Source organism: Paenibacillus sp. FSL K6-0108 (assembly GCF_045040695.1).
Lineage (GTDB): Bacteria > Bacillota > Bacilli > Paenibacillales > Paenibacillaceae > Paenibacillus > Paenibacillus pabuli_B.
Map to the genome: position 1 here is coordinate 6720202 of NZ_CP150288.1, position 23458 is coordinate 6743659.

Below are 23458 nucleotides of genomic sequence, written 5' to 3' on the forward strand. Positions count from 1 at the left end.
ATAAAAACATTTCATCCTTTATAACGACTTTAACAACTAATTCGATACTTACTTTTCACAATCCAAACCAATGAAACCAATTAATCCTCCCCGTCTGATAGTCCAGTAGAAAAGAAACATAAAAAATACTCAAAATAAATATTACACCAGCTATTAAAATCATAGATAATCTTTTTAAGTTTACAGCACCATTATTTTTAACATACACTTCGAATCTTTTGACCCCGAATGCAGCGAAAAACATCATTAATAAATATAATGGGTAGCCAAATCTTGACTCTATAATGGTCGTCCCCAGAAAAGCCCAGTAAATCATAAAAGAGGATAATAAGGTGATACCAATAAACACCCCTTTTTTTTCCTCTTTCCCTTTTACACATCTCTGCAGAAATAAAACAAGTCCGAGAAAACCTAATAACCAAAATATATACAAAAACAATGATCCTAGAATCCTACTAGGAGGATAAAAATTAGATATATAGGTCTGAATATATCCCCAATCCAAAACGCCAAACAGATGCGAGAAATACGTCATGACAAAAGCAAAAAAATTAGTAAATATCAAACTATATATGCTCCCACTTTCAGTGCCTTCCACAAAGGGTGACTTGAAAAAAAGTTGTGCCTTTTCACCTGGAATAACCACGGTCCCATATTTTAAATTTGAAGCCGCAAGATTACTTTGAAACTCATATAAATCGGCATGCAATAGAGGCGTCCAATCATTATAAGTTTTAACATTATTATATAATTGGGGGAAGAATATAATAGACAGTGATAAAAGACTTATTATACTGATCTTCATTCGGACATCTTTAAACATATAATTTTTAACACATAATAAGAATATAACGATTGGGACGAAAATTATGGATGCAGGGCGAATCATTACACTTGCATAAACAAATCCAAATATCATAAAATAGGTTCTATTTTTTCTGAAGTCACCGAACATCAACGAGATCAAAGCTAATAGAGCACAGCATGAAGCTGTTATATCGGTTAATAACAAAGTAGTTGCATGAATAAGATATGGATTTAACAAACCAAATAAAAGGATTGAATAGTAAACTAATTTGCTCTTAAAATAGTTTTCAGAATGTTTTGCTAACTTAATGACGGTGTAACAATATAGCAAATACTGCAAAATACTAACTACGATTTTAATCACATAAATATCACCATCAGTGAAAACACTAATTATTGCGATAATGAGTGGATATAAATAGGTTCTTAAATCATTAACCATACTAAACAGTCCATTATCAAGTATTCCTCTACTCAGATGAATATAGCCGGATTCATCATAATAATTAATATTATAGTTTGCTTTTAAGTAATAAATAAACATTGCTACGGAGAAAAAAAGAATAATTCCGATCTTCCACTTCTTGATAATAATCACTTGCGTTTAATCCTCCCAAAGTCGTATCAAAATTTAATTTAACATTCTTAAGGCTCTACACGAAACATAGTGTTTGAAATCAACAACTCAAATTGTAATTAACTATCCAACAACTGAGCACTATTCTAACTTTAACTTCTGCTACTCAAAGTAAACCGAATAGGAGTAAGTTGAAAGAGACTAGTATCACTTATTCTTATTAATCAAAAAACTAATTTCTCTAATGGTGAATTTAGAATTATTAGGTGGATCTATTCGTAAAGAAGCGACATTTTTCATCAATACATTTTTCTTAACAAGAATTTTATTCCCCCCCTTCTTAATGACCACCTTACCACTATATTTCCCTGAATACTGTTCATTTTGTTGAGCCAAAAATATATACCCCTCCCCTTCAACATCGCTTTCAAAATCCATCTCTATAAAATCATAATCTGTTGATTCCAACGGTTGACCTAAAGTAAAGGATACTTGAGGATCATATGACCCTGCTTTGTAAGACACAAAGCTGACATCGTCCTTTAAAAGATTCATATCGAATACACCCACTTCTTTTCGCTCTCTAAATAAATTATAGATAACTTGAGATCCAGATAGTGCAGATCGAACTTTGTCGCTCTCATGGATAATACCTAAATTATATTTTTCCATATTTTCCGAAAGGTTTACGATAATAATATCATCTTTTATGGATACCGATCCTTTATATGGCCAAGCAGGCATATGTATAGCATATTCATTGCCGATTATTCTTTGCTCTTCTGTTGGCGAAATATAATCATAACCTAGAGATTTCATGAATAATCGAATTCTTTTTGTTTCTGAACCGTCCCATTCAAAAAAAGAATATCCTAAAACCTCTTGCTTAATAACATTTTCATCTTGTTTTTGAGGATATTTACCCACGAAGAGCACCGGTAAAGAAGGATCTTCTCCTTGATTTAGATTGGATATTACTGTTCCAATTTGATTCGCCAGTCTGACGTCATTTTGATACCTCATATAATCTCCATAAAAAAGCCTGGAAAGTGCCAGCGCTTGAGATACGGCAAGAGTAATCAAAACCAGAAAAACAATAACTTTTAAATATTTACTTTTTATGAGAATATTTAATCCCATCCAGATCACGGGGATAACTAATGCCCACGTTAAACTCGTACGTATTGGAACTGCACTCCCAAGAAGTATAGGCATGAGAAGTGGTGTAAAAAGGAATCCGACAAAAGTAATAAAAGTGCTAATCATATATCTATTGCGTAATAAAGATATCAAAAGTAAAATGCAAACAATCAGACCAATAAAATACGAAATCGTGATGATAATGCCACCGTGAGCCGTTCCAAGGAAGATCCCTGAAAAATATGCCAATAGATTGCCAACGATCTCCTTGAAATCAGACTTACCCCAAGCCACAAAATTGTCTACATAACCCGTAGAAGGATAATATAGCTCCACTATAAAATTTATAAAAAAGTAAAGACCGTAAGCCAATACTACACCAAAGAAATATTTTAAGTATACGTAAAATAAATTATTCTGTTTAATAGCATTCATCTCACTACTCAGTAAAAACAAAAATGTTGCACTGAAAACTCCGCCTACATAAACAAACAAAAATGACTGGTAAATTGAAATGGAAAAAGTCAACAACACAACACCTAAGACAAAATATATATTACTCTTTCTCATTAGGATTGTTGAACAAATAAAGAAAAGTGAAAGTAAAACTAATATCCATCCTACATACAGCTCAAAACTCATCATAGCGAAGCCGATATTTTCAGAATGAAACGGAAACGTTATAAACAAAAATATAAAAATAAAACCTAAACTATTTTTTCTATTAATTCGGGTTTCATTAGAAAAAAAGCTAAAAATAAATGCGCCTAAAATACTACTAAAAAATAAACATACAATAGCAAGGAATGTACTTGTTATTGAATTAGAGTGCCAATTAAAAAATATCATCTTTAACAGTACAATTCCAAATCTACCTTGTTCTCCCCAATCTTTATCTACAGTTGTCGAGAACATTGCCTTTTCTTCATCAATAGATAGTGTATATTGGGTTAAAGGAATGCCATAGGCTATACCAATTAGAATTAAGCCAACAAAAAATAAAAAATAATTTTGTTTAACGTATTCTTTGAAGCATTTAAAATCCAATGCAACATCTGCTTTAAACCCTTTCAAGTCAAACATAGCATACTCCTAACATTGTCAATTCAATTCTATAAATATTTTCACATTCCGATGAATTTAGTAGATACAAGGAAGCCAAAGGAGATTTATTCTCCTCTGGTTTCCTCCACCGCTTCCTTCGTGGCCTGTAAATAGGCGTATCCATATTTTTTGTCCGGCTCAAGGTATGCCCCTTCTCCCCATTCATTCCAAGCGTTGATGAACACCATTCGTTCTTCGATGTCAGTTCTATTGGCCCCTTCATTTATAACATCTTTGAGCCATCTTTTATATAAGTCTGGTGTTGCGCCATGATAAATCATGCCTTTATTATTTCTCCTAGCAGTATTGTCCCACATAGGCATAACAGCCCGATAGAGTTTAGGGAGATTGTACTCAAAGTATCTCTGGTTCTCTACTAGGTCTCTATAATCAAACACCTGTCCGGAAAAATCTTTTCTTATATAATTTATCTCTTCCGTAATATTTTTCGAATTCTGATAAACTGTTCCTGGATGAAATTCCGATATGGCATCAAACCCTATTTCTAGCAGATTCATCTCAACCATATTTTCTTTTACACCTATAATGTATAGCTCTCCCGCACCATTGTCTGCACAATACTTTCTCCAGTATTGAATGATTTTTTTGGGCTCAGGTATAAGGGAAGGTCTATATACTGTAATCACCTTTTTGTTTTCTACAGTAATATAGCGATCATCTTTTAGAAAACGTATCATATCATGCATAACTTCTTGATAACTTTCTACCGTTTTCGGCTGTTCCATAAGAATATCAGTGTTTGTCCCATCAAAACGCCTTGTCCAATTTTCGTTAGCCCAACAAATAGAAAAAGGAAAATCCAAACTCTGATCCGAGAGGAACATTTCAATTGGCTTTTCGAGTAATCGTTCTCCATCGAACCAGTAATAGTAAAATGAAAACCCGTGAACACCATACATTTTCGCTAATTCAATTTGTCTTAACATATTCTCTTTTATCCTTAAATCATAGAAGCCAAGTTCTCCTGGCAATCTAGGTTGGTAATGTCCAACAAACTGAGGAACAGCTCTACAAACATTATTCCATTCTGTTACTCCTTTCCCCCACCACTCCTCATTATGTTTATCCGGATGAAACTGTGTCAGGTAGTACGCAATAATTTTAGGATCACCTTTTTTAAATTGATAGGATTCGTCAGTTATCGGAACATATGAATCCCTTCCTGATTCAGGGAGACCTAAAATCTGAGAAATATAATCTGACTGGAACGTATTCTCAGGTGTTGCGGCCATTCTTATTTCAGTATCCTCGGTATTATCTTTGTTGTTAGCCACCTCATAGTTTAACAATTCAGGTTTGAACTTTCTCTTGACACGATAAATGAATTTGCTTTTCAGACTATTAGACATAAACGGTGTCTTCCAGAAAACTTTTTTCATGTTCCGATACCAATTAGTCTCCTGTACATATTTAGGCGTACTTTGATATACTGCAACGTCTTGTTCAACACCAACTAATGGGACATGGTTAGAATTAACCAATGCTATAGTTTTCTCCATAATTGATTTCCAAGTATTTCCCAAGGCTTCACTTTTCATTAAGGCAAGATATGATTCATCAAAACGTAAAGATAACGCCTTGTCTAAATTTTTTACAAACTCATCCTCGGAATACGAAATAATACAAGATTTATACTTTAGGCATTCTGGCAAAGCATAAGTTACAATCGGTTTATTCTGTGCCATATATTCAAATATTTTTACAGGTGAGACGGATTTGGTTAAATCATTCATCACAAATGGTAATATCGCTATATCATAAAAGGCACTATATTTGCTAAGTTCACTATAGGGTCTCGATCCTATGAAGTGAACGTTATCTTTTAGAAGTATTCTACTTTCTTTAAGTGAATCATCGTGCTCATATCCTATTAGTAATAGCTCAAATCTTTTATCATCTGCTATCCTGTTTAACAACTTATAATCTATCCACTGTGCAAGTGCACCGTGATAGCCGACAATGATTTTTTTCTTATCCAAAATATACTGAACGTCAGCAGGGCAAGGGATATCGCCCCGATCAATATTCCAATGCTCGAAATCTACCCCATTTGTGATCATTTCCATGTTGTTATTACGATAGGGCTCTATTTGACCATATAATTTATCTGAGGTCGCGACTACAGTTATCTGTTCATTCGCCAAAACATATTGATGTCGTTCCATTACAAACTTAGGTATATCACCTGTAATTTGAGGAGTAATTTCGTCGATGTACTCATAAACGATGTGATAACCTTTACTGAGATATACTTCCAGTTCCTCAATTGTGGTTGCTAAATCAATGGATTGGAGCCTTATTATTCTCATGCAGTTCTGTCTATCCAACAATTCAAATAAGCCCTTTTTTATTTCGTAGTTATCAAGATTCACTATACATAAGGTTGGCGATATAAATTTGAATACTTCAATATCCTTGTCCACTAAAGGGTGTGCTCCGTAAAAGGAGATCCCCCCTACGTTTCCAGCTTGTATAGACAAATGTTGGAATCTTTGGAACAATGGTGTGTTCCATCCCATCGGAACATGGAAAATGTCAATGAATTCATGCGGCGTTTCATTAATCCACTTTTCAATTACTTTCCATGTTGAATCTTTGGATATATTCTCCGCTATTTCGTTGGATTTTTTAACATTAGAAAGTGACTCATGTCCTTTTGTTCGAATCTTGTGCACTGTTTTTTTCCATCCATAACTCTTGATATTTTGTTTCGTTTTCCTCAATAGTTTTAGACTTTCTCTATTAAGATTTATCGTTTTAGTTTTGAACTTCTTTAGTTTATCCATGGTCACCCTAACTGGTTTGGTTATCTTCCATGTTGTTGAGTTAATTAAAGCATAATAATCATCTGACAACTTATTTTTTTCAAGTGTTATGGCCTCAAATTTTAAATCCTTTACCACCTGTTGAGTCAAAAGATCACTAACTCGGGTATGCAGAGACTCTGTCTCGTTTATTAGATTGTGATTAACTTGCTTCAATTTCTCATTTTCATCTCGGAAAATTTCTAACTGTTTGTTCACGGATTTTCCCACTTCAAGGCTGTTCTCAATTTCATCATTAATTTGACTAGCAATCAAAAAACGAATTGCAAATTCGATCTCAAAAACTACGCTTTGTGATTGAGGACACGTAAATAAATACATCGGATCCGTAGTTAGGAACAAATCCCCATTGGCATGAAAAGGATACTTATTGTATGCTGTTGCCTCAACAGGTTCTCCATTGACTTTAGCACTTATAATGTCACAAACGCTTAACTTTCCCTCTACAGGATCGAATCTTATATTCTTTATATTAGAGTAGGCAGCCAAATCAAATGTCAGGACTATTCGTTCAGAAGTGGCATCATAAATCGCATGCTCTTTTTCATTATCATTAAAACCACTTCCAGTATCCAAATATAAATTGGCACTACAATGGTTGGCATTAAATACATCCATTTCTTTACGGAACTTAATTGTCTCTTTTTGGAAAGGGATTTTGTTGAACATCTTTACATAATTCTCTGAGAAATGAGCCTCCCATTTGTAAAAGACGTCAATCATTTCATTAGAAATCCCAAAAAAATCGTAAACTTCTATGTCACTTACACTCCACTTTTGCTCACCATACTTCTCAAAAAAATCTTTAACTGAGCGCCAGAATATAAACTTTACTGGCAACTTACATTCGAGGATCCACTCATAATCGAAAATTTTAAAATTCTGATGCTCATCATAAAAAACATTATCAAACAACACATCAATATTTTTGAAATTAGTAAATTCCAAATCTTCTTCTACTCTAAGCTGGCCAAAGGTTGAATGAAATCCCTTAGAGTAATCATTGATTTCCTTATGAGTTGTAGAGTCTAACATCTGGTAAAATTGAGTTAACAATGTTTTGAAACCTAGAACATCATTCGCAGCTTTCTTTTCCAGAAGGACAACTTCGACCGTAGGGAGCTGCACAAAATCATAGACCAAATCTTTATCAATGATCTCCACAGGCAGTAAAGTCATGTTTTTGAGTCCATCCATTTGTTTGTGGTGACTTTCCATATTTTTGAGATGCGTGATCGCTTCTATAGTAAGTGGCCGTTTCTTTACTTTAAGTACATCACCATCAGTATACAGTACAGTACAAATTTTATATGCATCGTCTCTATTTGAATTGACTTTAACAAAAAGTATATTGTTTTCATCTTTCATCACGGACGAACTCTTACTTGCTACAATTAAAAACGAATTAGCAAATATACCTTTTGCATTCTCATTAATAAGTTGGTTCTGCATTTGAACTTCTTCGAAAAACATATATCTATCTTCATCATAACTATGAGTATCATAAGATAAAGGAATTTTATCAAATCCATCATCCGTATAAATAAAATCCGGAAATTTGTAGTCTGGAAAAGGATAGTAAAATTGGTCAGTTTTCAATCCTGATCTATCCATCAAATTTATAATTTCATTCTTGGAAAAAGTTTTTACAGATCGGTCCGCCGTTTTGTATCCATCTAAACCCTCAAATAATTCTCCTGTATGATCTTCCTTGGCGCCAGAAAAATATTTCAGTCCTAAACGATTCTCAATTCCAACTAGAATACTTCCATCATCATTTAAATAGGCTGATAATCTCCTAAGAAAAGTTTCATAGGGACTGGTACCTGAAATAAAGGATCCCGCGTACTCCAAAACTCCATTTACAATGATATAGTCGAAACGACCTTCAAATGTTATATTTTCTAAATTCCCAACAAAAATATCCAGGTTGTCACAATGTTTATGTCGCTCATAATTAATGGTCGCTCTCGTTTTGGTGAGTTCTACTGAAGCAACATAATTTGCTTTCTCACATAGCAACCCAGTAAGGGCACCACAACCGGATCCAACTTCTAATATGGAACAGCCCTCTTTAAAAGGATACCAGTTCAAAATATTCTCCCTCAAAGGAGAAAGATGATAGAAAATCGGCCAACTAACATTTTTTAACACCTCATGATTCACATGACCTTGATTACGGACAATTTCTAAAATTTCATTTTCAACAGAAATCCCATCTGTATATTCATTTTCACCTTTATAAAATTCCATATTTAAATTAGCCATATTTTCTCCCTCGATTAGATTTCTTTACCGTGATCACTAGGAATTGCGTCTCCATAAAGAGGAATCAGCAGCAGCACCTGCCTCGTAATGTGAACAAACATCTACTATTTTGTCTCCATCCACTTTGAAGGAGATTATGCTAGAATACGAGTCAATCTCAGTTAAGAAAACCCGATCTTCAATAAATGAAAAGTTATATGGTACCCCTCTTAGTCCTAATTCAGCATAAATGTCTTCATACTTGGACTGAGCCAAATCATCCAAGTCTTTTACCCTTACTAATCTAGGTGCAATTTCACCTGCTCCATTTTGATAAACGCTAATATAATAATACGAGTCGATCTTAGTGATATCATTCATACCTTGTAGTTCAAATGGAACTTTATACTCACGGAGCTTATCAAAAGATGAGTTCATATAGTTTGCAACTATTATTTTCCCCGGACCCGAAACGAAATACAATTCTTTGTCAATTAGACTAATAGATCTTATATATGAGCCTTCTTTTAAATAGCCAAGTCTTATAACTTTTTCACAAATTATCGTCTCATCTTCTTCATTACTTAATACAAATACATGTTGTGACATTGCAGAAATGCCATAATATTTCTTGTTATCACTATCATATATCAATCTGTTTGGTCTTTGTCCCAATTGTTCTATAGTCTGTATTTGTCTGAAACTATTGTTTTCTTTCTTAAATACCTTGACCTCATTAAGCTGTGCATCTTCAACGAGATAGAATATTCCGTCACTAACTATAGAATGCGGATCACCTATATTATTGGATAAAGTTTTCCAATTTTTGATAGGATCTGTTAAATTATCGTTATAAATAACACGATGATGCCAACAGTCCACTATAAAATATAGTTCCTCTATTTTTTCAATTGATGTTGGTGTATACAATTTCGTTTTCCAGTCTGTGTTATCTTCCTTCTTACTCATAGTTTTCTGTTCATTTATTAGATAATCGTTTTTCATTTTATCGTTGTAAGCCTTACATACATCCCGTGTATCTCCTACCATCTGTACTAAACCATCTTCAAGCCATATAACCTTTGAGCACATCGCCTTAATTTGCTCAATACTATGAGAAACTAATATTACTGTTGTTCCTCCGCTCATCAGTTCACCCATTCGTTTCGCACTTTTTTTCTGGAAACTCCCATCCCCGACAGATAAAATCTCATCTACAATGAGAATATCAGGATTAACAAGTGTTGCTATTGAAAAAGCAAGACGCATGGTCATGCCTGAAGAGAAATTCCGAATAGGCACGTCCATAAATTCAGCTAATTCTGAAAATTCAACAATATCATCATATCTTTCTGTTAGATATTTTTTAGAATAGCCCAGCACAGCTCCATTAAGAAAAATATTTTCTCTAGCCGTTAAGTCGACATCAAAACCAGCTCCCAGTTCCAGCATAGGAGCAATGGAACCTTCGACCTTAACAGAGCCTGTTGTTGGTTGCATAATTCCCGATATGACCTTTAGAAGGGTACTTTTACCCGCGCCATTACTTCCTATTATTCCAACTACCTCACCCTTTTGAATAGAGAACGAAACATTCTTAAGTGCTGTGAATTCTTTATATGTTATTTTGCCCAATGTTTTTTTTACAACAAATTCCTTCAGACTGTTAATTCTGTCATTTGCCATACGAAACTTCATAGTTACATTCTCAACTTTTATCAAAATGAACCCTCACCTTATAAATAATGAATAAATTTATTTTGTGTTTTCTTGAAGACATACGCGCCTATTAAAATACTCATCATAGAAAATACTGCACACAAAAGCCACGCTTTAGGATCAGGGAACCCGTTATTTAAAATAATTACTCGAACAAATCTTATAAAATGGTACATAGGATTAAATTCTATGACTGACGAAATTTGTGAAGGTAAAATACTTTCAGGATAAAAAATGGGAGTTAAGTAGGTCCAAACTGTTAAAATTACACCGTACAAAAATTGAGTATCCCTAAAGAAGACCATTACAGAAGCGAGGAACAAAGAGACTCCGTACGTAAATACAAACAAACAAACAAATCCATATAAAAGAGCCACGTGATGATAAGTAATATCCATTCCACTAAAAATAATTACTATATAAAGGGCTAATAACGAAAACAGAAAATTAACCCCGCTAGACAACACGCGAGAAAAAGGATAAATATATTTGGGCACATACACTTTGTTAATTAGAGAAGAATTTTGAATAATACATGTCATTGATTGCGAAGTAGCTTCAGACATATAGTTAAACATAACAATTCCGCTTAAGAGATATACTGCATAATTCGGTATATCAAAGCGGAATATCGTAGAAAACACCATAAATTGTACAGCCATTATAAGAAGGGGATTAAACAAACTCCAGAGAACACCCAAAGCGGATCTCCTGTATTTGTTTTTAAAATCACGTTCTACCAGTTGGGAAAGTAGAAAACCGTAATTACGAACCCCCAATAATTTCATTAACATAATACAAATTCCACATCCTATCGTATCTAAGTAATTAGAACTTTCCATCCTTTATCTATCAATGTTTTAACAATTTGATTTCTTGTGCTAGAATATTGTCGTATCTACAAGAAAAGGAGAATCATACCTTGTCGAATCCAGTATACGGGAAATCTAATAAGACGTCGAGGAAAGCAAATAGCAACTCGACTACGCCACTGCTATGGACATTGACCATAGGACTCAGCTTATTTTTACTCTGGTCCTCTTTCCAAGTTGCGTTATTTAATGGGCAATTGCTCCAATACGATGGCCCCATTTATTGGGCAGTTGTAATTTCAACCCTACTATTCGTTATTTGGGCAGCTGCCTCTTTCAAGCACATGAAACTAGAAACACAGCAAGATTGGCTTAAAATCGCGGTGATATTACTGCCACTCACCTACATCTTGTCACTCGTAAGTGCAGCATCAAAATATCTGGCAGTTAACATGATCCTTATCCAATGTATTTATGCCATGATCTTTGTAATGACTATGTACCTACTCAAAAACAACAAAACCAATCATATCATACAATCTTCCTTAATAGGAATTGCATATGTAATTGTCGGATTTGGGTTGTTAAATTGGCTGGGGGCCTTTAGTTTCGCAGGCAAGCTTGTCGGGTGGTTCTCATCTGGTGTCGTGAATGGCGTCTATAATCAAGCCATCTGGAGCGATTCAAACGGTCCACGGCTTGCATCGGTGTTTCAGTATCCCAATACATACGCCGCTTTCCTGATGGCATTTCTGTTTATTACCATTTTTAGTATGATCCGTTCCAAAAAAGGGTACATGCAGCTTCTACATGGTTTCATGCTTGTGCCGATCATCCTGTCCCTACTGTTGACACTCTCCCGGACGGGGCTTGTCATGCTTCCGATTGTGTTTATTATTCTTTTGTTGCTGTTGAAACCTGCAAAGCAAATTTTGTGGTTTATCTATTGTGGAGTAGCAGGAATCGGTACACTTATCGTTTTAAATCCGATAAATACAGCTGGACTAGAAGTACAAAAGCAATACTCTGGCTCACTCGCAGCCAAGGGTTGGATTTATCTAATTGTTGCATCCATAGTTGTGGCGTTGTTATGTTGGGTTATCCAGCGCTGGATTGCACCTCGCCTCGAGGGCAGACTTCAATCCTGGTCAAACCGGAAAGGGTCCAGTTTATGGATTCCACTAGGCTCCGTCGTTCTCACCGTCATTGTTGCCGTGCTTCTGCTCAGTACCAGCGTGCGCAACATTTTGCCAGACAGCATTAGTACGCGGCTTGAAAATATCAATTTCCAACAGCACAGTGTGCTGGAGCGTATTACGTTTTATAAAGATGCCATGAAGCTCGTCGCTGACTATCCGATTATTGGTGCAGGTGGTGGTGCGTGGATTTCTTTATATGAAAAATATCAGAACAATCCGTATCTCAGTGCTCAAGTGCACAACTTCTTCATGCAATATCTGGTCGAGGTCGGGGTTATTGGATTTATTGTGTTTATGGCATTCATTCTCTTTGTTTTCTATCAATATGTACGTGCCTATGTAAGAAGGAGTGAGGAAGAGCGCGAATCTCATTTCGTGTACTTCATTCTATCCATGTCCATTCTGGTACTGAGTATCCTCGATTTCAATATGAGTTATGTCTTTATTGGAATTTTGGTATTCCTTGGTGTCGGGGGAATGGCTGCTGCGATGGATCCTAAGCCGATGCGTCGATTGAAGCTTAGTGACTCCACAGCTCGTGGGATTTATAGTGTGATTGCCGGAGTAGCTGTAATCATTCTGCTCATTGTATCTGTTCGTTTTCTACAAGCCAATTATTACGCATATGAGGCCAAAGAAGTCGCACAGACCAGTCAGTCTTTTGAAGAGATCAAAGCTCCACTGGACAAGGACTTATCTATTCGCAGTACACATTTTGATTCATTGCTGATGCTTTCTTCCCTCTATCAACAGGGCTACGAGCAGACAAAAGATGATCAGTTCTATACTGCCTCCGTACAGTTGCTCAAGCATGGTCTTGAAGCCGAGCCATTCAATAAGAGCATGGTGAAGCAACTCATCAATCTGTACGAATTGAAGGGTGAGGCTGACCAAGCCTATACTCTCCAAAAAGAGTACGCTGACAATTATGCCTGGGATATGAGCTGGTATGAACAGTTGATCAGTCGCTCCTTCAATCTTGGGTATCAGGTACTTGGACAAGGGGATACAACTAAGAAGGAATCGTACTTCGCTTCGGGTCTGGATGCTTATCAGCACGTTGTAGACGGAATTGCACATCTGAAGACTCTGCCTGAAGGACAAATGCAGGGAGAAGCCTTTGAGCTGACTCCAACCATGATCCTCAATTCAGGGAAAATGAAATATATGTTAAACGACGCGGCCGGAGCTGCTGCCATCCTGAAAGGTGGGATAGCAGAGGATTTAACCGATGCAACCAACCGTGAAATTGCAAGGTGGTATCTGGCAGCGCTGACGAAAGAAGGACAACAGGATCAAGCTGTCTATGATAAGCTCATTGCAATCGCCCCTAACGAAGCAGATGAGATTAAACAAATCGCTGAATTGAACTTCTAATTAACAAGATACACTAGCGATTTCATCCAAATATAAATTTCACAGCAAAAAGGTTTGCCCTTATCAGGGCAAACCTTTTTTTGCATTTAATCCCTATGCAAGTTCGAAGATACAATCTGCTCCAAATACTTCAACAAATCCTCCCGCAAGTCCGGGCGCTGGAGCGCATAATGAATCGTGGTTTCAATAAAACCAAGCTTCTCCCCAACGTCATGACGCAGACCATCAAAGTGATAGGCAAGAATCTGCCGTTGGTCATTCAGACGGGACAAGGCATCCGTTAGCTGGATTTCTCCACCCACGCCAGCAGACTGCTGACCAAGGATATCGAAGATGTCCGGTGTCAGAATATAACGTCCCATAATCGCCAGATTCGAAGGTGATTCTTCGGTCTTCGGTTTCTCGATCAAACGACGGGCGCGGAATACACGATTGTCAGTCGGAGAGAGTAATTCCCCGTCCACAATCCCGTAACGAGACACTTCGCTCCAATCCACTGGCTGTACACCTACGATCGGAGATTGCAATTCATCATAGACTTCAATCATTTGCTGAAGACAAGGATGATTGGACTCCACAATGTCATCTCCCAGCAGGACAGCAAATGGTTCATTTCCGATAAACTTGCGGGCACACCAGATGGCGTGTCCAAGACCTTTTGGTTCCTTTTGACGGATATAATGGATGTCTGCCATCTCGGAGGGCTTGCGCACTTCATTCAGCAGATCCCACTTCTGTTTACCAGCCAGGTTCTGCTCCAGCTCGAATGAGTAGTCAAAATGATCTTCAATGGCCCGTTTACCTTTACCTGTTACGATAATGATATCCTCAATACCTGAAGCCACAGCTTCTTCAATAATGTACTGGATCGTTGGTTTATCAACGATTGGTAACATTTCCTTGGGCATCGCCTTCGTGGCAGGCAGAAACCGGGTACCGAGCCCGGCCGCTGGAATAATTGCTTTGCGAATACGCATGCTGAGCCCCACTCCTTTTTTTTGCTAGAGTCATATTTTAATATATTAAATGATGGCAAACTCCAATGTGATTGGACTTCATTATACCATCAACAGCTCCCGGATATCCTGCTCGGATAAGGTAGTCGATCCTCGATCTCCCGGTTCAATGACTTCGGCAATCAGATCTTTTTTGCGCTGCTGCAGCTCCAGAATCTTCTCTTCAATCGTACCTTCCGTAACGAGACGGATAACCTGTACAACTTGTTTCTGCCCCATACGATGGGCACGCCCGATGGCCTGTTCTTCTACGGCGGGATTCCACCAAAGGTCATATAAAATTACGGTGTCGGCACCCGTTAAATTCAATCCGGTACCGCCAGCTTTCAAGGAGATCAGGAACAGCTCAGCTTCACCTTCGTTGAATCTGCGGCACATGTCTACCCGACTTTGTGCAGGTGTCTGACCATCCAGGTAGAACAAATCTCTCCCCTGTGCAGCGAGCGTCTGTCGAATCAGATTCAGCATGCTTGCGAACTGGGAGAAGATGAGAATCCGCTTGCCAGCAGCCAGACAATCCTGGACCGTCTCCAGCAGCTGTTCCATTTTCCCGGAATCCCCTTGATAACCCTCCACAAAGAGAGCGGGATGACAGCACAACTGGCGCAGGCGTGTAATACCAGCAAGTATTTTGATCCGATTCTTCTGAAAACCGTTCTCTTCCATGTCCTTGGATGTCTCATCCTGAAGCTGGGACAGGTAGGCGGCATATAGTTTCTTCTGTTCGTCCTTTAGTTCGGAGCGCTGTACGGTTTCAATACGATCCGGCAGTTCTTCCAGTACATCTTTCTTCAGACGACGGAGAATAAAAGGACGGACCATCCGGGCAATGCGTTCAGGAGGCAGATCTCGGAATCTGCGATAGCTTGGAAATAGGCCCGGGAAAACCGCTTCAAAGATCGACCACAGCTCATCCAAGGAGTTTTCCACGGGTGTTCCTGTAAGAGCGAAGCGACGTGGTGCCTGAATCTGTTTAACCGCCTGTGCCGTCTGCGAAGATGAGTTCTTAATCGCTTGGGCTTCATCCAAAATAAGCGTATGAAATGTTCTTCCGAGATATGTGTCCAGATCACGCCGCAATAGCGGGTAGGAAGTTACAATAACATCTGCGTCATCCATGCCTGAGAGCACACTGGCTCGTTCGTCTTTCTGCCCCGCTGCAATCAATACTCGCAAATGCGGTGCAAATCGGGCAAATTCATTCGCCCAGTTGTACGTTAATGAAGCTGGTGCAACGACGAGTACTGGAGGATGAGCAGGTTGTTGGTGCAACAATCCGGCCTGTACTTCATCTGGGATGTTACTCTCGAAAATTCCCTCATCGACGGTGTGGCTAGCATCACTTGGATTGCTAATGTGCTGTTTCGGATTTTCTTTCAGTTCTGCCGCGATATAAGCGATACTTTGCAGCGTTTTTCCAAGTCCCATATCATCTGCCAGAATGCCGCCAAATCGGTAAAATGCGAGTGTACGCAGCCACTGGTACCCACTGGCCTGATAATCACGCAGCACAGGAGCAAGTGCATCCGGCAAGGCAAAATCCATCCGCTCGGGGTCACGAAGATCATCCAGGAAACGTTTCAGAGAACCGCCCCACTTCACATGTCCAGAAACCTCGTCCCGACCTGGAAGCTGCAGCGCTCGGACTGCCGGCAGCCGAATATGGCTGTCCTTGATATCGCCCGACGCAAGTCCAAGCGAATCCGCCATGTGTGCGAAGCTGTCGGCTCCTTCATTTTCGAGAGAGACAAACACACCGCTGCGCAAGCGGAAATACGGTTTCTTTTCCACAATGCTGCGCATAATTTCCTGAAGCTCCAGCTCATCTACCCCTTCCATCTCGAATGAGATCTCCAGCCAATCCAAGCCTTTGCCCAGATCTGCCCGAACTTTCGGTGGTGTCGGATAGGATTGTACCATGGCCTTCACTGCATTCGGGATATAGATATCTACCTTCTTCTCAAGCTCCGGCAGTAAATGATACATCACATCATAGATAGCATCTTCACGTTCACTCGCCCACACGCTGCCTTCCCGTTCCAGGAAAGAGTGATCCAGCCGGTCAATTAGGTTCCTCTCCGCATGGCGGTCACGTACCAAAATTACCTTTTTCTCTTCCTCATCGATCAAATATTCGGCCAGCGGATTAATCACCATTACACCATAATCAAACTCCAGACGCGCAGTAATTCGTTCCCGGTAGAAATCAATATATAACTTTGGCGCAAGCTCCGGCTCTGCAATTCGTTCTCTCACCTGGGAGTCGATGGACAGATGTCCAAGTGTACGCAGTTCCGGCACGACATGCTGCACAAATTCATCCACCTGCTGAGCAGAAATATCGATACTTTCCTTGATCCCGTAAGAAGTGAGCGCTCTGCTCAAATCCTCCAGACTTCGCATCTGCATCGGCTCCAACATATGCAATTGCCCTTCCACCACGGCAGCATCATAGGCTGGAAGAAGAATCAACTCACGCAATCCGGAAATCTCAAGCTGATAACCTTCATTAGTCCCCTGCGCAATACGGTAAAATAAAGGCAGTGCCCCCTCGCCCAAAGTGAGCGGTCCATTCGCCAACCCTGTTCCCTCCATCCGGCTATCTGCCTGAAGCAGCAAATCCAATAGAGGCTTCCAGACCAGAGGAGCAATCAAGATATCTCTTCCGTCTGAAGCACCCAAGTAGCCGGAGATGGATTCGCGGTACGCTTCCTCACTCTGCCTCATCCGGATAAGCATAGACAGGATCGCCTGATCCTGTGGATTAAAATAATGCATTGAAGGGTCGTAAAAGAAGAGCTTGGTAAACGACATCGGCTCACCATTCTCAATGCAGTTCAGGAATTGCTTCACTTTCTGAACGACATACAGACGTTTATTTCCGACCTTCAGTTCAAGCGCGAGTTTGGCTCCGCCTTTGTGAACCTGCACAAGCTTGCATATAAATTGGAGCTGCAGCTCCTCCCGCAATGAAGACCGGGTTACAGGCGCAGTGTATTTACGATCATTTGCATGCAAAGGGCTGCGTTCTTTGGCAAACATGGAAAGAATCTGATCGGCTGTTCGGTACGAAGGTTTATCTGCTGATCTTCCCCATCCAGGAGCAGAGCTTGGTCGACCCGCTTGAGCGAAATGGACAGACGGACGATCCCTGTCCGCATGGTCATCAAGCTTGGAATCGGAAGGCAGTGGCTCGGATGCAAAGACCTGAGCAGATGAAGTTGAATGAGAAGCCGCATTCATTACTGAGTCGGTATTTAAAATGGAATTGGGGCGCTCCCATTCATGCTCCTCTACCAGTGTTCCTATTCTGGAACTGGAGCCACGATCAGGTTTAGACACCAGCTTCGACGATGTTTGAGAGCCCGTGTCACGCTGTTCTCCCCATTCATGGATCGCCAATAAAACGGCAGCCACATGTTTGCAATAGTCATAATATCTCCCATCGCCCGGACAACTGCATCCGGCAACAACCTCACCAGCATCATCCAGGTCAACCGTTACTTTGTATCGTTCTGTACCTCGAACCACAGCTTCGTAATGACGTTCATCCTGACTGGCGACCAGATTGGTCACCCTGCCAGATTGGTTATATGCTTCTCCCCGTTTGAATGCCGTGACCCCGCACAGCAATTTGATATCCATCATCGTGAATGGCGCCACGGTTCTTCGCCTCCTCTATTTCTCTAACAACCAAGATACCCCATACGAATCTGATATCGGCGTAGTTCTAGTCTCTTTTATAGAAAAAACCCCAAGAGCTCCGTAAAGCAGAGATTGGGGTTGCAGTATAGTTCATCGTTCATACTTGTTGCTGGTTACTAGTTTATTTCTGTATCGCTCTATTATTTTACCAGTTGACCACGCGTTACGCCAAGCTGGTTGGTTGCTTTCAGTGTTTTCCAAACTTGTGTACCACTGATCTCGCCACGCAGCGCACGGTTATACAGATCAATAACCTCGCGCACCTGCTCTGGAGTTTCCTCCAGGAATTCCACACGGTAGCGGGATACACCCAGATCCATAAAGTTGGTCAGATATTCTGCACCGGATTGTTCCACCGCATTATACACGGTATTACGGCAGCCTTCGTCCACACGTACCGGGTGGGACATGCCGATCCGGTCTTGCAAGGAAGCCCGGTGATCTTCACAAGGACGCCCACAGTTCGTATAGTCCGTTCCTTCACTCATAAACGTACAGTACACACAGTGCTCGGTATGGAACATCGGCAGATGCTGATGAATAACGACTTCCGTCTGACTTGTACGGGAGTGTCCCAGCAAATCAACCATTTGCTGAATGTTCAGGTCATAAGAAGGCGTAATCCAGTCACAACCCGCTTCCAGGAACAGTTCCACTGCTTTGTGATTGGCGATGTTGAGCGAGAAGTCGCCGATCAATTCCGGGTGCTTCGCTTCCGGGTTCTCCATCCGATGACGCAAGTAGAAGTACAATGCACCCGTATTCCGTACGAGCACAGCATCCGGCTGCAAACGCAGGATGTTGTTGTGGTACCCGTTCTCGCCAGGCATATGAATGCGTGGTGTTGCCAACGCAATCTTGCGGCCAGCGGCACGAACAGCTTCCACCGCTGCCGGGAACTGCTTGATAAACTCGAAGTCGGCGTAGATCATGCCGACACCAGCTTCCAGCGCTGCCTCCACTTGTGGCAGGCTGCGGCAGAGCGCGGTCAGCTCTGCATGACCGCGAGCCACTGGCGCTGCTGGTTTAACCGCATCGCCGTAGACTTCCACCGCCCGTTTCACGTAGACGGGCGGTTTAGGACGCTCGCCCGCGAGTTGTTCCACCGCCTGACGGCGAATGTTATTCAACTCGCGCATCGGGATGATGACGTCACCGTGCAGGTTGACGTCCAATTCTTCCAGCTGGAACACGGTGCCGCCCAGACGTCCAAATTGCTCTTCGAGCAGTTCGTGCGTCATTGGACGCTTCTGGGCAATATCCAGTTCCATCTCGGAATTCACACGGACGGTCGTGCCCTTCTGCACGTCCGTCCACCAGGTGCTAAGCGGCTGCCCTGGGCTGCCGATCACTTTGACGTTTACCGGGAAGATGCGATAAGGCTTCTCGGTTTCAAAGCTCTGACGCAGACGTTTGTCCAGCGCCGGATCATTCGTTTTCCATACTTTGTCGCCAACTTTCACGCGGCGCAGGTCCACGTCACTACGGCCTGGTACAACGTCCACGATCCAGCCTTCCTCGGCTTCGCCTTCAAGCTTCACACCTTTGCGACGTACATCGTAAACACGTCCGCCCTCTTCCTTCTTGGTCGGATCTCCGGCATCAAATACGATGCCGTCTCCACGTTTCACTGGCGCATCGAGCTTCAGGACGACACCATCACGCAATACTTGGTCTACACGACCCAGGTAGACGCCACGGCTTTTCGGGAACGTGCCGTCAACCAGCTGTTTATTGTTCGTTCCTTCCAGGAAACCGTGCGTGAATCCACGAGAGAAGCTTTGCTGCAATTCACGAACTTCTTCCTTGCTTGGAGGCGTATTATCTCCATCAAAGTAACGGTCGATCGCTTTGCGGTATTTACTAACCACGTTGGCCACGTATTCCGGCGTTTTGAGACGTCCTTCGATTTTGAAGGAAGTTACGCCTGCTTCGATCAGTTCCGGCATCAAGTCAATCGCAGCCAAATCCTTCGGAGACAACAGATACGCCACATCGCCCATCGGTTTATGCTCGCCATCCACCATCAGGTCGTACGGCAGACGACAAGCCTGTGCACATTCCCCACGATTGGCGGAGCGTCCACCCCACATTTCAGAAGTCAGACATTGCCCGGAATAAGACACACATAGTGCACCGTGAACAAATACTTCCATCGGCAGCTTCGCCTGTTCTCCGATCTTCTGAATCTGCTTCAGGTTGTTCTCCCGTCCAAGAACGACACGTTCCATATCAAATGGCTTCGTAAACTCCACCGCTTCCGGTGACGTAATCGTCATTTGGGTGGAACCGTGGATCGGGAAATCCGGTGAGATCTCGCGAATCATTTTGACCAAACCCAAATCCTGTACAATCACGGCGTCCACACCTGCATCAACACAAGCGTCGATCAGTTCTTTGGCATCCGTCAATTCATTTTCAAAAATCAATATATTAAAGGTCAAAAAGCCTTTTACGCCATAACTGTGCAAAAACGCCATAATCTCCGGCAGCTCGTCCATACGGAAATTGTTCGCGCGTGCCCGTGCATTAAATTTTTCGACTCCGAAGAAAATTGCATCCGCGCCGTTGGCTACCGCCGAACGCATACAGTCCCAGTCACCTGCAGGTGCCAGAAGCTCAACGTCTTCTCTTCGTATTGTTGCTGTTTTCATGTGTATCCTCCCCATAACCGGCATAGCCGGATTTGATCCGTATATCCTGTACGCTAAATTCTGTACTTTAATTTCATACGTCTGCATTGTCACTGTATCGCTATATCTATACATTATGTCTGTATTGCCTGATTCCCAAGCCTACAGTCATCTTTATTTATCAGATCAGCAGTCATAACTCCTGAACTAATATATTGTACCACTTCTGCACTGACTCTTCTACGCTTTCCTGAAAAAACCGTTTATCATTTTCATTTCCATCTCAACATGAAAAACCGGAAGGTCTCTTGACCCTCCGGCAACATGAATCTATTTATTTCAGCACTTGCATTATTTGATAAAAGTAAATGAGTTCACGGCTTTTTCCAGCGCTGCTGCCTGAACTTCCGTCTTGTTGGCGTCATTCAGCCCGCTTGTAATCGTATACGTCGTTCCGTTCTGTTCAAACACGATCTGACGTCCGGTATACGGCACACCATTATCCACTTCATGATAGTTGAAGGAAAACGCAGGCACACCCGCAAACGTCAATTCCTCACTGCTAAGCAATTTGAAGTTTTTACGCGTTTTGGTTGCTTCCGCATAAGCCTCTCGAAGTTGACTGACGGTCATTTCAATGGATTTGTCCTCACTCGCAGCAATGGAGAACTGACCACCTGTGAAGGTATACACGACGGGAGAATACTCAAATCGATCATTGTACGGCGTCCAGTACCGCGGAATATCCACACTGTAATGATAACGTTTGGACGTTCGTGTCACAGCTTTTGTTTTATCCGTCAAATACGGGTCTTCATCCAGCTGTCCGAAATTATCAGATACGGTATCAAAATCAATCTCGACGCTCTTCATGATACTCTTAAACCATTCACGGTCCTTCGTCTGCTCCTCAGGGAACGTATACTCTGCATAATAGCGATAGCCGTTTTTCTGCAAAAGAACATCGAACTCCGTCTGCCATCCATCGCCAAAGTTATAACGGAACTCATTCACCTCAGCAGTCTCGCCTGATACATCCATCGTATACGAACCGATCGGTTCATAACTTTCCGGTGTGAACGTTTCACGCATCCATTTGTCCAGTTGGCCGCTCCACTCTTTGACCGTCGCACCTTTCGGTGCAGATGTAACACGCAGTTGCAGATATGCACCATCCTTGGCTTCGTATATCATCTGAGTATTGTCCATGGACCAGCCTGCTGGAATCTTCAGTTCGATGCCATAATCGTCATTCCAGGTCAAGCGCATCCCCTCTTCAACAGTCGAAAGATCCTTAATTGTACGATCTGACTGAACATAAGTAGGCTGGAATGAATTGAGCAGCGCTGCACGTTTGCCCAGATCCTTATAATTCAGAGCTTCATAATCCGCAAGATATACATCATATTGGCGACCATCATGGATATATTGGCGCATTTCCCATAACACCCCGTCCGCATCTTTAACCACAATCCGCGCATAAGGGGTTTTCCCTTTGGTAATTGATTCCCGATCGAGCACTGTATCTCCGCTCTCTTTTGCTTCCTGAACCAGTTGTTGCAACAAATCATCCGAATCCAGACTCACTTCCTGGTCGCTCACATACACTTCAAGATAATAACTGCTGTCCTCCGCGCCAAATGTCATCATGCGCTCCTGGTCACCCGCTTGCAGAATCATGAGGTCTGATGGGTAATTAATAGACCAGCCGTAATAACTGTTACCAATTCTCGTTTTGCCTTCGTCCAGATTAATGCCGCCCTCGTCGTCATCTGCCGATTCATCCGTTTGCAATAAACGAATGGCCATTTCTCCTGAGCTGCTTGGGGCAAGTGTAGCGCCGATCCCCGCAGCTACCGGGCGGAGTGGAACCATAAGCACCCCATTCACCATTTTTGGAGCTGCACCCATCTCTTTTTTGACTCCATCCACCCAGGCAATGGAACTACCAATCGTTAAGGTGACCGTATGCGGACCTTCCTTAACTTTGACCACATCATTCTTTTCCAGCCGAATTTCACTGCCAAACGCCTTCTTGAATACACCGACAGGAACCATCGTAACCCCTTTGAACTTATATGGTTTCGCGATTGTCTGTTTGCTGCCGTTGATGTAAGCGCTCGTGCTTCCTGCTGTGATCCGCAGCTCACTCGTCGTAAGATCGGATGCCCACGCAGGCAATGCCGTTCCAATGCTCAGCATCCCGGCTAACACACCTGTGCTCAGCACACGTAAAAAAGTTTTTTTCATTCCGTTCATTCGTCCTCTCTGGATCC

The 23458-nt window shown here is 41.3% G+C and carries 10 protein-coding genes; 1 reads left to right on the top strand and 9 read right to left on the bottom strand.

What is annotated here, in order from left to right; translation table 11 throughout:
• Positions 1-55: 55 nt before the first annotated feature.
• From MHB49_RS30725 to MHB49_RS30745, 5 genes are all read right to left on the bottom strand, one after another.
• Positions 56-1405 (bottom strand): hypothetical protein, encoded by a 1350-nt coding sequence (locus MHB49_RS30725; RefSeq protein ID WP_405154090.1) that lies wholly within the window; start codon positions 1403-1405, stop codon positions 56-58.
• 186 nt (positions 1406-1591) lie between these two features.
• The gene (locus MHB49_RS30730) at positions 1592-3607 is read right to left on the bottom strand and encodes a glucosyltransferase domain-containing protein (protein WP_405154091.1); all 2016 of its coding nucleotides are present in this window, start codon (positions 3605-3607) and stop codon (positions 1592-1594) included.
• Positions 3608-3693: 86 nt separating this feature from the next.
• On the bottom strand, positions 3694-8742 hold the full coding sequence (locus MHB49_RS30735) for a glycoside hydrolase family 99-like domain-containing protein (RefSeq protein WP_405154092.1): 5049 nt from the start codon (positions 8740-8742) through the stop codon (positions 3694-3696).
• Positions 8743-8778: 36 nt separating this feature from the next.
• Positions 8779-10443: an ABC transporter ATP-binding protein gene (locus tag MHB49_RS30740; RefSeq protein ID WP_405154093.1), complete on the bottom strand. Its 1665-nt coding sequence runs from the start codon at positions 10441-10443 to the stop codon at positions 8779-8781.
• Between the two features lie 14 nt (positions 10444-10457).
• Positions 10458-11234, bottom strand: a complete 777-nt coding sequence (locus MHB49_RS30745) for an ABC transporter permease (RefSeq protein ID WP_405154094.1) — start codon at positions 11232-11234, stop codon at positions 10458-10460.
• Positions 11235-11596: 362 nt separating this feature from the next.
• On the opposite strand from MHB49_RS30745, the gene MHB49_RS30750 reads away from it, so the two are divergent.
• The gene (locus MHB49_RS30750) at positions 11597-13828 is read left to right on the top strand and encodes an O-antigen ligase family protein (protein WP_405154095.1); all 2232 of its coding nucleotides are present in this window, start codon (positions 11597-11599) and stop codon (positions 13826-13828) included.
• Positions 13829-13914: 86 nt separating this feature from the next.
• Here the strand turns inward: MHB49_RS30750 and galU are convergent, their stop codons facing one another.
• The 4 genes from galU to MHB49_RS30770 all read right to left on the bottom strand — a co-directional run bounded on the left by galU (position 13915) and on the right by MHB49_RS30770 (position 23432).
• Positions 13915-14805, bottom strand: a complete 891-nt coding sequence (galU, locus tag MHB49_RS30755) for a UTP--glucose-1-phosphate uridylyltransferase GalU (protein WP_405154096.1) — start codon at positions 14803-14805, stop codon at positions 13915-13917.
• Between the two features lie 81 nt (positions 14806-14886).
• Positions 14887-18507 carry an SNF2 helicase associated domain-containing protein gene (locus MHB49_RS30760; protein ID WP_405154097.1) on the bottom strand — a complete coding sequence of 1207 codons (3621 nt, stop codon included), beginning with the start codon at positions 18505-18507 and terminating at the stop codon, positions 14887-14889.
• Between the two features lie 182 nt (positions 18508-18689).
• Positions 18690-21203: a DUF3656 domain-containing protein gene (locus MHB49_RS30765; RefSeq protein WP_405154098.1), complete on the bottom strand. Its 2514-nt coding sequence runs from the start codon at positions 21201-21203 to the stop codon at positions 18690-18692.
• A 330-nt stretch (positions 21204-21533) separates the two neighbouring features.
• Positions 21534-23432, bottom strand: a complete 1899-nt coding sequence (locus tag MHB49_RS30770) for a stalk domain-containing protein (protein WP_405154099.1) — start codon at positions 23430-23432, stop codon at positions 21534-21536.
• Positions 23433-23458: the final 26 nt, after the last annotated feature.